The 14,740-nt window shown below is 59.7% G+C and carries 17 protein-coding genes; 12 read left to right on the top strand and 5 right to left on the bottom strand.

Features of this window, described 5'->3' with window-relative positions:
- Window positions 1-10 precede the first annotated feature (10 nt).
- The 4 genes from ASG39_RS14855 to ASG39_RS14840 form a co-directional block, all read right to left on the bottom strand.
- Window positions 11-328: a hypothetical protein gene (locus tag ASG39_RS14855; protein ID WP_062595753.1), complete on the bottom strand. Its 318-nt coding sequence runs from the start codon at window positions 326-328 to the stop codon at window positions 11-13.
- 135 nt (window positions 329-463) lie between these two features.
- On the bottom strand, window positions 464-1,177 hold the full coding sequence (locus tag ASG39_RS14850) for a class I SAM-dependent methyltransferase (RefSeq protein ID WP_062595752.1): 714 nt from the start codon (window positions 1,175-1,177) through the stop codon (window positions 464-466).
- A 336-nt stretch (window positions 1,178-1,513) separates the two neighbouring features.
- The gene (locus tag ASG39_RS14845; protein ID WP_062595751.1) at window positions 1,514-1,723 is read right to left on the bottom strand and encodes a KTSC domain-containing protein; all 210 of its coding nucleotides are present in this window, start codon (window positions 1,721-1,723) and stop codon (window positions 1,514-1,516) included.
- A gap of 177 nt (window positions 1,724-1,900) precedes the next feature.
- Complete coding sequence (locus ASG39_RS14840) at window positions 1,901-2,197, bottom strand: hypothetical protein (RefSeq protein WP_062595750.1); 297 nt, start codon at window positions 2,195-2,197, stop codon at window positions 1,901-1,903.
- Between the two features lie 294 nt (window positions 2,198-2,491).
- Between ASG39_RS14840 and ASG39_RS14835 the strand changes: the two genes are divergently transcribed.
- Window positions 2,492-4,516 carry a methyl-accepting chemotaxis protein gene (locus ASG39_RS14835; RefSeq protein WP_062595994.1) on the top strand — a complete coding sequence of 675 codons (2,025 nt, stop codon included), beginning with the start codon at window positions 2,492-2,494 and terminating at the stop codon, window positions 4,514-4,516.
- Between the two features lie 344 nt (window positions 4,517-4,860).
- Window positions 4,861-5,412 (top strand): NADPH-dependent FMN reductase, encoded by a 552-nt coding sequence (locus ASG39_RS14830; RefSeq protein WP_062595749.1) that lies wholly within the window; start codon window positions 4,861-4,863, stop codon window positions 5,410-5,412.
- Window positions 5,413-6,301: 889 nt separating this feature from the next.
- On the opposite strand, the gene ASG39_RS14825 is transcribed toward ASG39_RS14830, so the two are convergent.
- A complete protein-coding gene (locus tag ASG39_RS14825; protein WP_162242438.1) occupies window positions 6,302-7,195 on the bottom strand; it encodes a sensor domain-containing diguanylate cyclase in 894 nt (297 codons plus the stop codon).
- Between the two features lie 424 nt (window positions 7,196-7,619).
- Here ASG39_RS14825 and ASG39_RS14820 point away from each other — a divergent pair, with 424 nt between their 5' ends.
- The 10 genes from ASG39_RS14820 to ASG39_RS14780 all read left to right on the top strand — a co-directional run bounded on the left by ASG39_RS14820 (window position 7,620) and on the right by ASG39_RS14780 (window position 14,722).
- The gene (locus ASG39_RS14820) at window positions 7,620-8,540 is read left to right on the top strand and encodes a hypothetical protein (RefSeq protein ID WP_062595747.1); all 921 of its coding nucleotides are present in this window, start codon (window positions 7,620-7,622) and stop codon (window positions 8,538-8,540) included.
- A gap of 621 nt (window positions 8,541-9,161) precedes the next feature.
- A complete protein-coding gene (locus ASG39_RS14815; RefSeq protein WP_082477266.1) occupies window positions 9,162-10,415 on the top strand; it encodes a phage portal protein in 1,254 nt (417 codons plus the stop codon).
- A complete protein-coding gene (locus ASG39_RS24570; RefSeq protein WP_062595746.1) occupies window positions 10,408-10,755 on the top strand; it encodes a gene transfer agent family protein in 348 nt (115 codons plus the stop codon). Before ASG39_RS14815 ends, ASG39_RS24570 begins: the two co-directional genes overlap by 8 nt.
- The gene (locus ASG39_RS14805; RefSeq protein ID WP_062595745.1) at window positions 10,752-11,582 is read left to right on the top strand and encodes an HK97 family phage prohead protease; all 831 of its coding nucleotides are present in this window, start codon (window positions 10,752-10,754) and stop codon (window positions 11,580-11,582) included. Before ASG39_RS24570 ends, ASG39_RS14805 begins: the two co-directional genes overlap by 4 nt.
- A gap of 2 nt (window positions 11,583-11,584) precedes the next feature.
- Entirely contained in the window at window positions 11,585-12,757 is a 1,173-nt protein-coding gene (locus tag ASG39_RS14800; protein ID WP_062595744.1) for a phage major capsid protein, read from the top strand.
- 64 nt (window positions 12,758-12,821) lie between these two features.
- Window positions 12,822-13,298, top strand: a complete 477-nt coding sequence (locus tag ASG39_RS14795) for a phage tail tube protein (protein ID WP_062595743.1) — start codon at window positions 12,822-12,824, stop codon at window positions 13,296-13,298.
- 16 nt (window positions 13,299-13,314) lie between these two features.
- Window positions 13,315-13,875, top strand: coding sequence for a hypothetical protein (locus ASG39_RS14790; protein ID WP_062595742.1), 561 nt, complete (start codon window positions 13,315-13,317; stop codon window positions 13,873-13,875).
- Window positions 13,875-14,120 (top strand): helix-turn-helix transcriptional regulator, encoded by a 246-nt coding sequence (locus ASG39_RS14785; RefSeq protein WP_062595741.1) that lies wholly within the window; start codon window positions 13,875-13,877, stop codon window positions 14,118-14,120. The genes ASG39_RS14790 and ASG39_RS14785 overlap by 1 nt, the downstream gene beginning before the upstream one ends.
- Window positions 14,121-14,123: 3 nt before the next feature.
- The gene (locus tag ASG39_RS23395; protein ID WP_082477264.1) at window positions 14,124-14,465 is read left to right on the top strand and encodes an HNH endonuclease signature motif containing protein; all 342 of its coding nucleotides are present in this window, start codon (window positions 14,124-14,126) and stop codon (window positions 14,463-14,465) included.
- The gene (locus ASG39_RS14780; RefSeq protein ID WP_062595740.1) at window positions 14,465-14,722 is read left to right on the top strand and encodes a hypothetical protein; all 258 of its coding nucleotides are present in this window, start codon (window positions 14,465-14,467) and stop codon (window positions 14,720-14,722) included. The genes ASG39_RS23395 and ASG39_RS14780 overlap by 1 nt, the downstream gene beginning before the upstream one ends.
- Window positions 14,723-14,740 lie beyond the last annotated feature (18 nt).

Below are 14,740 nucleotides of genomic sequence, written 5' to 3'. Positions count from 1 at the left end.
TGTTGGTGCGTCAGCGCCGGCGGCGGTAAACGAAGACGGCGATGGCGAGGATCACCAGCGCCGTCGGCCAGAAATCCGTCATCTGGTCGAAGGACCATTTCCACATCTCGTAGCCCTCGAGATGCGGCGGCTTCATCTTCACGCTGACCTCGAAATCGCGCTTTTCCCGGCCATGGAAATGTCCGATGGCGAAGGCCAGACCCATGAGGATCGCCACGCGCCGCTCGAAGAGAATGCAGAGCAGCGCCGCCACGATCCCCGCCATGACGATCGCCTCGACGATATGCCCGGCCCAGTCGAAATTCGCTTGGATATAGGTCCAGTCCATCGGGCGGTCTCGGTGTCTTTGGCTCAGGGCTTAGGGCTCGACAAAGCGCAGTGCCGCATGATCCTCTCTCGAAGCCTGTGCCGATTTAAGCCGCGCCGTTCGTCTCTACGGAGGGGCCCGGACGCTCACACGCCGTCATCGCGACCGTGTGAGAACCATCAGGGACCAGCCGCCGATCATGCGAACCGTGGCATGCGGCGCGAGGGAGAAGGCGAGGCGGCGGGGATAGGCCGCGAGCCGTTTCTTCCAGGTCTTGCCGGATTGGTCGATCGCCCAGGGCGTATAAAAGCTGTCGACGATGTCGAGCCCGCATTCCCGCAGCAGCGCCAGCGCCGACGAGCGGTCGAAGTAATGGAGATGCCCGATTTTCTCCCGGGCCTCTTCCAGAACCCAGCCCCGCCCCACGGCAAGCGCATTCATATCGAGCGGGATGTGAAACACCTGACGATCCGAGATGGCTTTCATCGCGCGGACGAAGTCGAAGGGGGCTTCCACATGCTCGATGACGTCGATGGCCATGCACAGGTCGAACCGCCGGTCGCTTTCAAACGGGCTTCCGAGCGTGAAGGACAGACGCGGCGAAGTCCTTTGCAGGCTTCGCTCGTATGCTGCCGGTGCGATCTCGAACCCCTCGATCGCGGCCGCCGGAAAATCCCGGGCGAGGACCTCGAGAATGGCCCCGGTCCCGCAGCCGACTTCGCAGATGCTCTGCGGATCGACCGCGTTGGCCCGGAGAATGCGGGCGATGTGCCCGGCTTTCCAGGGCGCATCCTCCTCGTGCCAGGTCGGGTTTTCCGCCAGATAATCCGCGCCGGAATATCGCTCGCTGTTGATGCTGGACGTCGACACGGTAACCCCTCGAATGGGCAGTTTCAGCCTGTCTGGGGCGGATGCCCACATATTCGATCTCTCGAATATAGGTTAGGCATCTCGGAAAGCCGTGGCAACCACAAATCGCTGCGACGGGACAGGTGAACTGGCGGCAGTACACCGCGTTTACGCGCAGAAGCCGGAGAGTGCAAGGACAGGCCGGCCGGAGCCTCCGATCTCATCCGGTTTCGGGCCGATCGCGGCCCGCGAAACGGAAGCGAGCGCCATCGAACATCCCTTGCCGGGAGGCCGGATTTTCGATGGGAGGAAGACCGGATCCCGTCTCCGGCACCTCCTGGACGCCGCGAAAACCGATCAGGCGGCCAGTCTCGGAAACTTCGTGCGGATATGGTCGATATAATGCTGGCCCGGCGAGGGAGCCTCGATCATCGCCTGCACATCGGCTTCGGCGACGCCGGTAAAGCGACGCTCCTCGCCGTTCTTCAGCCGCAGATGAAGCTGGCCGTCTTCCGGATTGAAGAAAACCGCGGTGATGATTCTGGAGGTGACTGGAAGCTGCTGCATGAAAGGCGTCCCGCTTTCTGTGTAATCGAAAGCAGGTTGCCCGAAAATCGTTACAGGGCTTCCCATGAAGAATGGTAAAGACACCGTGACGTCGGCGCGCCCGATGCCCATGGCCCCAAACGCGCCGTTACGGATGCGCCGCGCTTTATCCTTGAGGGTCCACTGCCGGCGGCAATGTCAGCGGTTGCCGGAGCGGCCGCTTGCGTAGATGAGACCGCCGCCGCCTGTGCCGCTGATGCCCGAGGGGGTCATATCCACCGGGGGAAAGCAGACCTGCACGACCTCGGTGTAGCGCGGATAGGGAAAGCGATAGTCGATCCGAAGACGCTCGCAATCGACCTGCGTCGCGACGTAGGCCGCACGCGGCTCGTAGCGCTTTGCGGGGTAGTCCTGGATGAGATCGGCCGACGAGGCCACCGTGACGGACAGCAGCGAGCCGCACACGGAGAGGGCAAGAATAAGCGCTTTTTTCACGATGGTCTCCAGACATACAGTTGCAATCTAGAATATGGTTCCCGGGGCGAAAGTCGAGTCCCGCGAGGACGAGAACGGGCGATTCCGAGGGAAATGATCTCGCCATGGAAGCTTTATCCCGGTTTCCGTCTGCTCGCGCGTTGAGATCGGGTTAAAACGCATCCGTCACTTCGCCGCTCGATCGTTAATCGTGAATAAACCGATGAAACGCTAAGGTGCGGCGTCGGCATGAGACGCCGGCAGCTAAGACGTGCAGTGCAGATGAGCTGCCTCCGGCACGCGTCGAGTGTTTTCATGACCCGCCCCAAGATCAAAACCGCTTTGATCATCGTGCTTTCGGTGATCGGTCTCATATTCGCAGGCTTCTCTGCGTTCGCCGTCAGCACCATGGCGAACCTCGACAGAAGCACGGCCGACATTGCCGGCAACTGGATGCCCAGCCTGGGCTTCGCCAAGGATGCCGACACGGCCTTTACCGATGTGAACGTCGCCTTGCGCGATCACGTCATCGCCAGTGCTGAAGATGGCGAAAAGCGGGCAGAAGCCGATCTTGAGGAGGCCAACGCCCGTCTGAGCAAGGCGCTGGCAGACTACGACAAGATCTATACCTATCCGATCGAGCTTGAGATTACGAAGAAGGTTCGGGAAGACTACGGACAATACGCCGAGCTTGCCAAGACTCTCAAAGTGGCGTCGGAAGCCAATGACGATGTCAAGACGGAGAAAATCCTCCTGTCGGATATGAGCGCCCTCCAGGTGAGCATCAGCGATGGCATCGCCAAGCTGGTCGAGATCAATACGAAAGGCACAAACGACGCCTATGAGCTGAGCAAGGCCAATTATGCCCAGGCGCTCATCGTCACGGTCGCGATGCTGATCGCCGCAGCCCTCGTCATTGCCGGCTCCATCTGGTTTGCGATCACCGGGATCGCGCGGCCGATCCAGGCGATCACGGGGTCCATGAACGGTCTTGCCGGCGGCGATGCCGCGACGGCCATTCCCTTTGCGGGCCGCACGGACGAAATCGGCGAGATGGCGGCGGCCGTCGAGGTCTTCCGGGCGAACGCCCAGGCCACTGCCAAGCTGGAAGAGGACGCCGCGACGCAACGGCATCTGACGGAAGAACAGCGGCTGCGCACGGCCGAAGCGGAGCGCACGCGCGCCGAAGCCATGGCGCAGGCGACCAACGGTCTCGCCGACGGCCTGAAGCACATGGCCTCCGGCGATCTGGCCTTCGAGCTGAAGCAGCCCTTTGCCGCCGATTTCGAGAGCCTGCGCGCCGATTTCAATCTCGCCATTTCCCAGCTGCGCACGACGCTTGCCGATGTGGCGAAGGCGGGAAGCTCGATCGACAGCGGCGCCCGGGAAGTCAGCCAGAGCGCCGACGATCTTGCCAAGCGCACCGAGCAGCAGGCGGCCTCGCTGGAGGAAACCGCAGCCGCCCTCGACCAGATCACCGCCAACGTGTCGAATTCCTCCAAGCGGGCGGAAGAAGCACGGTCCGTGGCCGTCCAGGCAAGCACCAGCGCGACGCAATCCGGAACGGTCGTCGCCAATGCCGTCGAGGCGATGCGCAAGATCGAGGCCTCGTCCTCGGAGGTTGCCAACATCATCGGCGTGATCGACGAGATCGCCTTCCAGACCAACCTCCTGGCGCTGAACGCGGGCGTCGAGGCGGCGCGTGCCGGCGAGGCCGGCAAGGGTTTTGCCGTCGTCGCGCAGGAAGTGCGCGAACTGGCACAACGCTCCGCCAAGGCCGCAAAGGAGATCAAGGACCTGATCCGCAACTCCTCCGTGGAAGTGGGAACCGGGGTCAAGCTGGTCAGCGAAACGGGCGAAGCCCTGACGACGATCAGCCAGTATATCGTGACGATGAACCAGCATATGGACTCGATCGCCACCTCGGCCAAGGAACAGTCGATCGGGCTTGCCGAAGTCAACACGGCGGTCAACCAGATGGACCAGGTGACGCAGCAGAACGCCGCGATGGTCGAGGAGGCGAATGCCGCCGGGGCAACGCTTGCCAGCGAAGCCGGCCGGCTGCGCGAACTGATCAGCCAGTTCCAGCTCGGCCAGGGCGCTGGTCACGGCGCTGGTCAGGGTGCTGGTCAGTTTGCGGGTCACGGCGCCGGCAATCCCTCAGCCCAGACGGCCGCCCTGCGCAAGACGGCGGCAACCCTGTCCTCGGCCTCGTCCCGCTCCGCACCGGTGGCCTCGCCCGCCCGCAGCATGGTCGGCAAGATCGCCAAGGCCTTCACCGGCCGCAGCCCCGCCGCCACGGCCGCCGCCCCTTCGACCGACAACTGGGAAGAGTTTTAAGCGAAGGGTTTTGTGCGTGTGACGATCAAGAGCGCTCCCGGCTTGGCTGGGGGCGCTTTTTTTGTTTTGGACGGTGAGTCGATTTCGAAGATGTCGTGGTGTCTGGACGCTGGGGCTTTGCGGCGCGATACGGGGAGGAGAATGGGAGGGCAGTGGCCGCTTTGCGCCTTCATTCTAGACATAGCGTAGCATTTACACACTTCCCCAAAGCGGTACTTCCGCCTTTTATTCTCCTAACGAGCCCGTAGGGGCGGAAAGCAGTCGTAGCTGAGAATGTTGCGTGATGTCCGCTGTGCGGTATAGCTCGGATGTCATGGGAAATTCGGAGTGGTGTAAGGAAGCCGATGAGACTTCTCGCAATATCCGGCAGTGGACGACGGGCTTCGACAAATACAGCGATGCTGCGCGCATTGTCTTCAGCCGTGCAACCAGACCACCAAGTGACCGTCTATGACAGGATCGGCGATTTGCCAATCTTTTCGCCGGACCTCGAAGCTAAGCCATTACCGCGAACCGTCCAGGACTTGGCAGATCTTATCGAACGAAGCGACGGGCTGATCATAGCGAGCCCGGAATATGTCAGAGGGATCCCCGGCGGTCTGAAGAATGCGATCGACTGGTTCGTGTCGCGCAAGGAGATCGTGGACAAACCGATCGTCCTTATGCATGCCTCGCATAGAGGTGATGACATGCTGGCACAGTTGAGGATGGTCCTTTCAACGGTCAGCTCACGTTTCAGCGAAGCCGTGTTCCTTCGATACGGGCTTATGAAGATGTCTCCGGAGGAGATCGCGGCCTTCTTCGAAACGGGCAAACCTCGTGCCGAACTCGCTCGGTTCATCTGCCGTCTTGCCGCGCATTGCAGCCACTGCGAACCCGAAGCAGATTCTCTCTAACCGCTTAGGAGGATCCGCAAAGACGCCGGAAGCGGTCATGCCGAACTTCGGCGCTCTTTGGCAGCTTTATCGCCCAGCTTTCAGGACCGGGTGGTGTGGTATGCGTCTGGCCCCGTCATAGAACCGGAAGCAGTGCATTCTCTCTCTGGCCAATGGTGGCCATAGGCGACCTTAGACCGCTGCGCGGCAATAGGAGACATCGAAGCCCTGGACACGTCTAGGCGGGTCGCGAAGCCGTGCGCAGCTCAACCGAGGTGTAACGTGGACATCGTTATCAAGCTGTCGAATGTTGTGATACGTTCAGGTCGGGAACGTGAGGTAACGTGTGCTGGAGTGAAAGCTGTTGGGACCTATCGACGTTGTAGTCGACGTGCTGTGGGAGTGGCTCGGGCGGCGCGATCGCAAACGCTGGGTAACGTGGTTAGGGTGTATTGCTACCCTCGGTCTGGTCGGACTGAGTTTATTCCTGCATTTTCGCTGAGAGCGACAGCGCGCGTTCAACGTACCCTTCGACGGCTTCGGCCGACGGGGGCGGCGGCATGAGTCCGATCCGAATCAACAGGAAGGAATGCCTCTCTGGGTGTTTATCCCGACTTCGGTCGGGACGTTCTCGTCGTCGTGATGGTACCTCGGCCCGTTTTCACTGGGTGCATTCGCCATCGCCTAAGATGCATCTGCAGCAACACGCATGCTGATCGGAAAGCTGTTCCGGATCGATGGATAGGTGGCGGTCGGCGTCTCGTCAGCAAAGAAGTTTATCGGTCCACCCACGCTTTAAGAACACGTGGACCTGAGACGCAAAAGGTCGCGCCCGATTTCGAGGATGAATTTTCGCACGAACGACGATCTCTTCAAGCGCAGACCGAAGCCCTTGCAGGAAAAGCGGGTATCAGAGAGCGGATACCCGGTTGCGACCGGTCCGTTTCGAGAGATACAAGCCCTCGTCGGCACGTTTGAGGATATCGCTGGATAAGCGGTCCGGTTGGCTGAATTCACTGACGCCGCCGCTGATCGTAGCGTCGTAACGCAGGTTCTCCCGAAAGACTGCCGGAACACACCCGCGCAGCTGCTCTGCAATCTCCAGTGCATCGCTACGATGGGTGCCGGGCATCACGACGACGAACTCGTCTCCGCCAAGACGGGCGATCACATCGCTCTGGCGCAATTGTTGCCGGCATATGCGGGCAATTTCCACCAGAGCGGCATCGCCCGCGTGATGTCCCAACTCGTCATTCAGCCGTTTAAAATTATCGAGATCGAAAACAATGACGGACGTCTGGAATTTTTTTTCTCTGTATATCGCAAGCTGTTGATCCAGGGTTTCGACGAGCTTGCGTCGGTTGTATAACCCCGTCAGGGCGTCCGTTTCGCTCAGTTGGCGTAGCTTTTGCTGAACCTCGTTCTTGCCGGTGATATTGCTCGCCACCCAGACGACAGCAGCCTCGCCGTCGACTTCAAAACCGAGCGCCTGAACGCGGCCTTCAAACCAGATGGAATGACTTGGGCCGTCGCCGGCTCCCTGCACATCACTGCCGCTAAGCTCGTATTCAACAATATGGAGCTCACCACCGTCCAAAGCCTTCTCAATTTCGGCAGCGAACCACTGTGCCTTTTCCTCCTTCAGCACGTCGAAAATGCTGAGCCCCACAAGACCGCTGCCGTCATGATAATGCCGGAGATCCTTTCCCCCGAATATGGCTGCATACCTGCCACTACGGGTCAGGATGAATGCGGGGTCCGGAAGCGAGGAAAGGATCGACATCAATTGCTGTTGCGTGAACAATACATCGCCTCCCACATTCTCGACGTTCGACATATTGCTACAACAGCATTTCGTTTTTCTAAATGCCCGCCCTTTTCCGAGAAAGCGTTACAGTTCACTCGGCCTGACAATCCGCAAACCGAGACCTTCCGGTCCGCCACCGCGATACACGGGCTCAAGCCGTCTACATCGACTGCCACGCCATCATCAAAATCGAAGGAAATTTGGTAGCGGGAGACCGAAACAAACGACACGGCCCCACATGGAACTTCGATGCAAATGGGTGTCCGAAGAAGCCCCGCGCATAAAGTAAAACCCCCGGTGCTGGCACACCGGAGGCTTCGAAGTCTGGGACCGCCAACAGAGGGGAAGGGGCACCAACGCACCCCCACCTTATCACGGCTCTCAGGCGATACAACAAAATGTTATCGGTGAGGCACTACCTATGTACAAGATTGATGGATGGCTTGCTGCCAGCACTCAGAAGGCAAGACCTAAATACAGAAGCGAGATCAACCGCGACAGGCTGGTAGGCATGACGGAGGCAAATGCAGAGGCGCATTTGAAAGACCTCATCAGCCCCGACACCAAGCTCCGCCTTTGGCATCGGACATCTACCACGCTGGTGGCAGCTCATGAGACCCCGACCAAAGCCGCTATCTTGCCGAAGTCGCTCGCTGCTCATAGTGACCTGCCTCGGGTAGAGGGCTGGAAAAAAATCCTTATGCAGATCGCCAAAGAAACCGGCTGCCGCGATGTCGCGTTCGTTGCAGACTTTCTGTTGGATATCGAGTTCCAGCATCATCAATCGACTAATGGTCGCTGGAATTCCGAACTGGAGCGCTGGGAACGCTACGCCGTTCGCTCTGTAGAGGATTGGTGCAAGTCTGGCATCAATAATGCCAAAGAGCGGAGGGACGCACCAAAACGGGTTTCCGAACGTACCTTGCGCAACATCAAGACGAAGCTGGAAGCGGCTGGTCTCATAGACGCTAGGACACATCTTTGGAACGGTGACAACCACCTCTGGATAAAACCTTCCGATAAGCTGTCCCGAATGCTGTTCGAGGAGGGCCACTCGCAGAGTACCCAACAGAGCCCGGAACCCGCACCGAAGGTCAAGAAATTGCGTCCTCGGGGCATGAGCGCAAAGCATGCAAAGGTTGAAGAGGAGAACCGCGAACTGTACCGGCAAGCTATCACTGGGCAGTTGAATGGGCTGGATAAGAAGATGCTTTGGCTAGTCTGGGACAGGCTTACCAAGCCCTACGCCATCACCGACAACATCATGAAAGCTCCGTATGCCGCCGATGGATCGTCCCGCAGGAAGCGGCTTTATGCTGCCCTTGGACTAACGCACGTCTGACCGTTTAGACTTCCGAAGTTGCCGTTTGCTCAAACGCAAAATGAGGGTGAAAACAACCTTACCCTCGCAGCGGTTTTATTGAAATCATTCAACATTTTTCTAAAAGCTGCCGTTCCAAACAATTAGAATAATATATAAGCTATAAGAACTAAAATAATTGAAGATGGAGACTGCAAGTTGGGCAAAGCCCTCGTTGCGTTCCCGGGAAGTGAGAAAGACAGCTTTCGGGAAGAATAGGGCTTCGCCCGAAGGCGCTCACTCCCCCAAGCCCCTCGCTCATCCGCCGCCCTTGCGGATGGCTGTCCCGCACCAGCGGAATAGCCGACGAACTCAGAAGGCGCTTTCTGCCGGAACCAGATGGGCGAAAAGTAACTCGATGCTACTGCAATCAATTTCACTTCGGAAATGAGACGTTAATCACAAACTAAATTTAAATTCGGGCTCACGGTTGGCCCGGAATGCTTACAGGTTATTGTCCGTGCGCGTTGACGGACTACCACGGCCCGACTATTATCACGCCAGCTTCATTGACCTGCACCTGTCGAGGTGCCTAGAGCGTCAATAACAGCGGGAAGGCACCACCCCGCAAGCGATCCCTCAATCGCTCGCCTTGGTGTCAACATGTGGCCTTTCTCAAAACACGAAACCTCTGCCAGCCCGGCGCGTGAACCGCAGGCATCCGTTCAGCCGGTAGCGGAAACGCGTGCCTCGATTGCATCGCCTGACGAATGGCTTCTCGAATTGTTCGGCGCTGCACCGGTCATGTCGGGGGTGTCCGTCACCCCTCAGAACGCAATGCGTTGCACCACCGTCCGTGCTGCCGTTGAGGCCATTGCCGAAGCCATCGGCGGGCTTCCTGTCCACATCTACCGCCGCGACGGCGATGCTCGTGAGCGGGCCCCGGAACATCCCGCCTACGGGCTTCTCCACGATCAGGCCAACGATTGGACCCCGGCATCTGCCTTCCTTGAACAGATCACCCGGGACGCGCTCCTCCATGGAAACGGCTATGCGTTCATTAACCGCGTTGCCGGTGACCCCCGCGAACTGATCCGCCTACGCCCGGAGGCTGTGACGGTTGAACTCGACAGCCGCACCGGGGAACCTGTCTACAAGATCAGCGAAGCCACCAGCCAGCGCGTCATCGACCGCCGCGACATCCTGCACATCGCCGCACCGAGCCTTGATGGCGTGAGCGGTGCTTCCCCCGTTCAGCAGTGCCGTGAAGCCATCGGCCTCGCAATGACCATCGAAAGCCATACGGCTCGTTTCTTCGGGCGTGGTGCCAAGCCCTCCGGCGTCCTCTCCACAGCAGGCAAGATCAGCCCGGAAGCCGGAAAGAGGATGATGGCGAGCTGGCGCGCAGCTCATGGCGGCAGCAACTCCGGTGGCACGGCACTGCTCGAAGAAGGCACCAAGTTTGAAGCCCTCACCCTGTCCAGCGTTGAAAGCCAGACGCTTGAACTCTGGCAGCATGCCATTCTCGAAATCTGCCGGGCATTTCGCGTGCCGCCTCACCTCGTGTTTGAGCTGGGCCGCGCCACGTGGGGGAATGCATCCGAGATGGGCGCTTCCTTTCTTCGCTTCACCCTCATGCGCTGGATAAAGGCATGGGAAGGCGAAATCCGCCTGAAGCTGATCAGCCCTGAAGACCGCGCTGAGTTCTACCCCGAATTTCTCGTGGACGATCTCCTCCGGGCCGATCTCGCTGCCCGTGCGGACAGCTATGGCAAGCTTATCGCCGCTCGCGTCCTGAACCCGAATGAGGTTCGCGCCATGGAAAACCGTGCGCCCTACGCCGGTGGCGAAATCTTCGCGAACCCCAACACGACCAGCACCACACCGGCCACCCCGGAGACCAAGCCCGATGCATAAGCAATTCTTCGGGGATGCGGAGCACGCCTTCCGTCTCGACCCCGGCATGACCCTTGAGCTGGAGCGCATCGTCGGTTCCGGCATCGGTGCCATCTCCCGCAGGTTCTTCGCCGGAGACTTCAGCTTTTCCGAACTCACCGAGACCCTTCGCCTTGGCCTCGTGGGCGGTGGCATGGACCCGAAGGAAGCCGCCGCGCTGGTCATAACCTATGCCGACCGGATGGCCGTCACCGATCTTTACGCCAAGGCGCTGCCGGTAATTGAAAAGCTCATGTTCGCGGACCCTGCCGAAAAAGTCCCTTCCACGAAATTTATTGCAAATGGCGAGGACACCCTATGACCGGATACGTGCAAGCCTACGTCCACCAGCTATTCGAAGCCGGTAATGGTCTCCGCTGGACCGCCGTCGAAATCGCCAGCGCCTTCTATGGCGTCGAAACACCTTCGGCAGATCAGATCAAGGTTGTCCGTCGTGTTGCTGATCATGTTGCACCACTGCACGGCTGGGACCGCCGAATGATCAAAGGGCGGGTAACCTACCTCTACCCACACAACCGGCAGCGGGCCAAGGAATTTGCCGCGCTGAGTGCCGCAGTCGAGATACGCAGCGGTTGCGCATTTGAGGCTCGTGGTGCTGCGGGCGGCGATGTCCTCGACATGCTAGAGGTTCGTTTCGCTACGCCGGGCGAGGACGGCGACTTCGAAGGGATGGCCGTCCGCTTCGATACACTCGACAGCTACGGCACCACGTTCGACCGCCGCGCCTTCGCATGGGACGGCAAGAGCCTCCCGCTCCTATGGTCCCATGACCCCAGCGCCGTTGTCGGTTCAGTGCGCACCGTTCGGGTAGAGAACAACGGCCTGAAGATCACCGGCAAACTGAACCTAGAAGTGCAGCGTGCCCGCGAAGTCCGCTCGATGCTTCTCGCAGGTGACATCTCTGGTTTGTCCATCGGCTTCAGACGTTTGAAGCAGGAGAGCCGCCCTAAGGGCGTACGTCACATCACTGAAGCTCGCATCCACGAAATCAGCTTGGTTGCCGTTCCGAGCGTCCCCGGTTCAGGCGTCACATCCGTCCGTATCGCCAATCCCGAAACAGGCCGTGAAAGCGCAGCGGCCTTTGTGTCTGCATGCCGCAAGGCCGCGCTGTCTTTGAAAAGGAAGTGAGAATGACCCACCACACCAAGATTGAAACGCGTTCCGCCATTCCGCTGGAAACGCGCTCCGATGACACCACCGACCCGCTCGCAACGGCAACCGCAGCCGTCGAGGAAATGCGTGCCGCTGCCGAAGAACGGCATGCTGCACACCAGACGGAACTCCGCGCCGCACTTGAGCGAGTTGCTACGCTCGAAACCCGTCTCAATCGTCCGGGCAACCAGCAGAACGAACAGCGCAACGAACCTTCGGTCGAGACGCTTGCATTCGGAACCTACCTCCGCCGTGGTGCCGCTGCACTCAATACCGACGAAAAGCGCGCCCTCACTGTCGGCAACGATGTATCGGCGGGCTACCTCGCTCCCCCGGAATACGGCAACGAAATCCTCCGCACGGTGGTCGATTACAGCCCTATCCGCGCCTATGCCCGCGTCATGACGATTGCCGGGCCGGAAATCCGGTATCCAAAGAAGCTCACGAGCACGAACGCTCAGTGGGTTTCCGAGATCGAAGATCGCCCGGAAAGCACGCTCACCTACGGACAGGTCACGCTGACCCCATACGAGCTGGCAACGTTCGTAGACGTGTCCAAGCAGCTTCTGGAAGATGCCGCTTACGATGTCGAAGGCGAACTCCGCATGTCCTTTGCCGAAGACTTCGGCGTCAAGGAAGGTATTGCGTTCGTCAACGGTGACGGCAACGGCAAGCCGAAAGGCATCCTTCAGGCCACCGGCATTGCGCAGGTTGTGACCGGCGCTGCCGCCACGCTCGGCACCAATCCCGCTGATCTCCTCATCGATGCCATGGCCAAGCTTCCGAGCCTCCACGCTCAGAACGGCGCGTGGCTCATGAACCGTCTTACGCTCGCTGCCATGCGAAAGCTGAAGGACGGACAGGGCGCGTACCTTTGGCAGCCATCCATTCAGGCGGGCCAGCCTGCAACGCTCCTGGGTCGGCCCGTGATCGAAGCCGTTGACATGCCGAACATCGGTGCAGGCGCAACGCCCATCGTGTTCGGTGACTTCTCCGGCTACCGGATCGTTGACCGCGTCGGCGTCTCCGTGCTCGTGGACCCCTTCTCCAAGGCCACCAACGGCATCACCCGCTTCCACGCCCGCAAGCGCGTAGGCGGCGACGTGACCCATCCCGACCGCTTCATCAAGGTCAAGGTCGCAGCGGCCTAACCCATCGAAGGTGGCGGGGAAACCCGCCGCTTTTCCCTCCTCATAAGATCGAAAGGAAACCCAGATGGGTATCACCACAACTGCCCTCACCACCGTAGCCATCGGAACCACCGCTGCTTTCGCCACCGCTGTTGCCTATGCCGGTGACACGTGGAAGCCGATTGCCAACATCGAAGATGTCGGTGAAGCCGGTTCCGAAGCTGAGATCGTCGTCGGCAAGTTCGTTGACCAGCCCTACACGCGCAAGCTCAAGGGCTCTCGCGACAACGGTTCCATGGAACTGGTCATTGCCCGTGACAGTGCCGACGCTGGCTATCAGGCCCTCATCGCGGCGGAGAAGACCTCCTCGGCTTGGAACTTCAAGGTGGAGCTGAACGACAAGCCCTCTGCCGGTGCCAGCCCGAAAAACTCCGTGTTCTACTTCAGCGCCATCGTCGCCAGCGCCAAGAACAGCTTTGCGGGTGCCGACGACATCGTGAAGACGACCTTCTCGCTCGCCATCTCCGGCCCGATCATCGAAGTCGCGGCATCGGCCACCTAAGCCCGGAGATACGACCATGAAGCTGGCCGAAGAAATCTGGATCACGGTGGCAGACGAAGAGATCGAGCTTCGGCCATCCCTTCGCTACGCCATCCAGTTGGAACGCCGTGATGGCAGTTTCGGCCAGCTCCTCCGTGAGGTGCAGGAAGGCAGCTTGACCGCTGCCCTCAGCATCATCGAACCCCATGCAGACGCGATGCCCTATCTTGAGAACCGCGTCTTTGATGCCCTGCCGACCCTGAAGGCTCCGCTCATCGCGTACCTTTTGGCATGCGCCGGTATCGATCCTGACGACGCGCCGAAGGCCAGCAAGGGCAAGTCGGGAAAGTCCGTCCCGTTCAAGGATCATCTCATCGAACTCTACAAGCTTGGCACCGGCTGGCTGGGCTGGACACCGGACGTAACGCTTGATGCGACCCCGGCAGAAATCACCCTGGCCTATGCTGGTCACATGGACATGCTCCGCGCCATCCATGGCGGCGGGAAGGCTGAGAAGCCGAAGGACGACCGTCCGCTAGACCAGAAGTTCCGCAGCATCTTCGCTGGCATCGGCACACAGAAGCCGGAGGCCGCGTGATGACCGATTGGCGGCAGATCATTCGCGACTTGAGCAAGGAGAAGAAGCTGTCAATTCGTAAGCTGTCCATTCAGTCAGGGGTAGCGCGTTCTACTATCAAGCGCTTCCTTAGCAAGAAGGCATATCCTATTCGCATTGATAACTTCGAGCGCTTGCTTGTTCCTCTTGGACGGGAGCTTGACGCATTTGAGAGGGATAGCAGCGCACCACGTTTAGAACTGACAACTCCAGAACTGGAGGGCTAACGGATGCCTTATAGCGCGCCATCCCTCCGAGCATGCGGGTGCGTCGTCGCCTCCGGCAGCAAGTGTCAGCATGGTCTTGCCCGTGACCGTGAGCGCAAGGCCGCATTCGACCAGCAGCGCCCCTCAGCGCGTGAACGTGGGTACGACAGCAAGTGGGACAAGGAGCGTAAGGCCTACCTCCTAGCGCACCCCACGTGCGCCACATGCGGCGAGCCTGCCACCGTCGTGGACCACGTCATTCCCCATCGTGGCGACAAGAAGCTCTTTTGGTCGCGGTCCAACTGGCAACCCCTATGCACCCCCTGCCACAGCAGCACAAAACAGCGCCTCGAAAGGAAAGCCTAATGGAACTCGTAACCCTTCCTCCCGGCGTATGGACGCAAGTGAATGCATTCATCGCAATCCAGCCGAAGAGCAACCAGACCGGCCTTCGCATCCACTACGGGGAAGAGATGCCACCCGTGGACACGGAAGTGTTCTTCGTCGTGCCCGACTTCGCCACGAGCCCGTTCCGTCTTCCCGGCGTGGCTAAGTTCTCAGCCGGGGTCAACGTTTACATGATGCCCGACGAGGACCAGCCCGTCGCCATCGTCACGTTCTGAGCATGTGAGGAGAAGCGA

Source organism: Rhizobium sp. Leaf371, from assembly GCF_001424045.1.
Taxonomy (GTDB): Bacteria; Pseudomonadota; Alphaproteobacteria; order Rhizobiales; family Rhizobiaceae; genus Ferranicluibacter.
This window is presented reverse-complemented; position numbering and strand designations above follow the sequence as displayed.

Excerpts from the sequence above, each read along its gene's own strand:
- ASG39_RS23395 (WP_082477264.1), top strand. The coding sequence starts at position 14,124 with ATGCCTTATAGCGCGCCATCCCTCCGAGCATGCGGGTGCGTCGTCGCC.
- ASG39_RS14805 (WP_062595745.1), top strand. The coding sequence starts at position 10,752 with ATGACCGGATACGTGCAAGCCTACGTCCACCAGCTATTCGAAGCCGGT.
- ASG39_RS14795 (WP_062595743.1), top strand. The coding sequence starts at position 12,822 with ATGGGTATCACCACAACTGCCCTCACCACCGTAGCCATCGGAACCACC.
- ASG39_RS24570 (WP_062595746.1), top strand. The coding sequence starts at position 10,408 with ATGCATAAGCAATTCTTCGGGGATGCGGAGCACGCCTTCCGTCTCGAC.
- ASG39_RS14780 (WP_062595740.1), top strand. The coding sequence starts at position 14,465 with ATGGAACTCGTAACCCTTCCTCCCGGCGTATGGACGCAAGTGAATGCA.
- ASG39_RS14855 (WP_062595753.1), bottom strand. The coding sequence starts at position 328 with ATGGACTGGACCTATATCCAAGCGAATTTCGACTGGGCCGGGCATATC.
- ASG39_RS14800 (WP_062595744.1), top strand. The coding sequence starts at position 11,585 with ATGACCCACCACACCAAGATTGAAACGCGTTCCGCCATTCCGCTGGAA.
- ASG39_RS14835 (WP_062595994.1), top strand. The coding sequence starts at position 2,492 with ATGACCCGCCCCAAGATCAAAACCGCTTTGATCATCGTGCTTTCGGTG.
- ASG39_RS14845 (WP_062595751.1), bottom strand. The coding sequence starts at position 1,723 with ATGCAGCAGCTTCCAGTCACCTCCAGAATCATCACCGCGGTTTTCTTC.
- ASG39_RS14830 (WP_062595749.1), top strand. The coding sequence starts at position 4,861 with ATGAGACTTCTCGCAATATCCGGCAGTGGACGACGGGCTTCGACAAAT.
- ASG39_RS14785 (WP_062595741.1), top strand. The coding sequence starts at position 13,875 with ATGACCGATTGGCGGCAGATCATTCGCGACTTGAGCAAGGAGAAGAAG.
- ASG39_RS14790 (WP_062595742.1), top strand. The coding sequence starts at position 13,315 with ATGAAGCTGGCCGAAGAAATCTGGATCACGGTGGCAGACGAAGAGATC.
- ASG39_RS14820 (WP_062595747.1), top strand. The coding sequence starts at position 7,620 with ATGTACAAGATTGATGGATGGCTTGCTGCCAGCACTCAGAAGGCAAGA.
- ASG39_RS14815 (WP_082477266.1), top strand. The coding sequence starts at position 9,162 with ATGTGGCCTTTCTCAAAACACGAAACCTCTGCCAGCCCGGCGCGTGAA.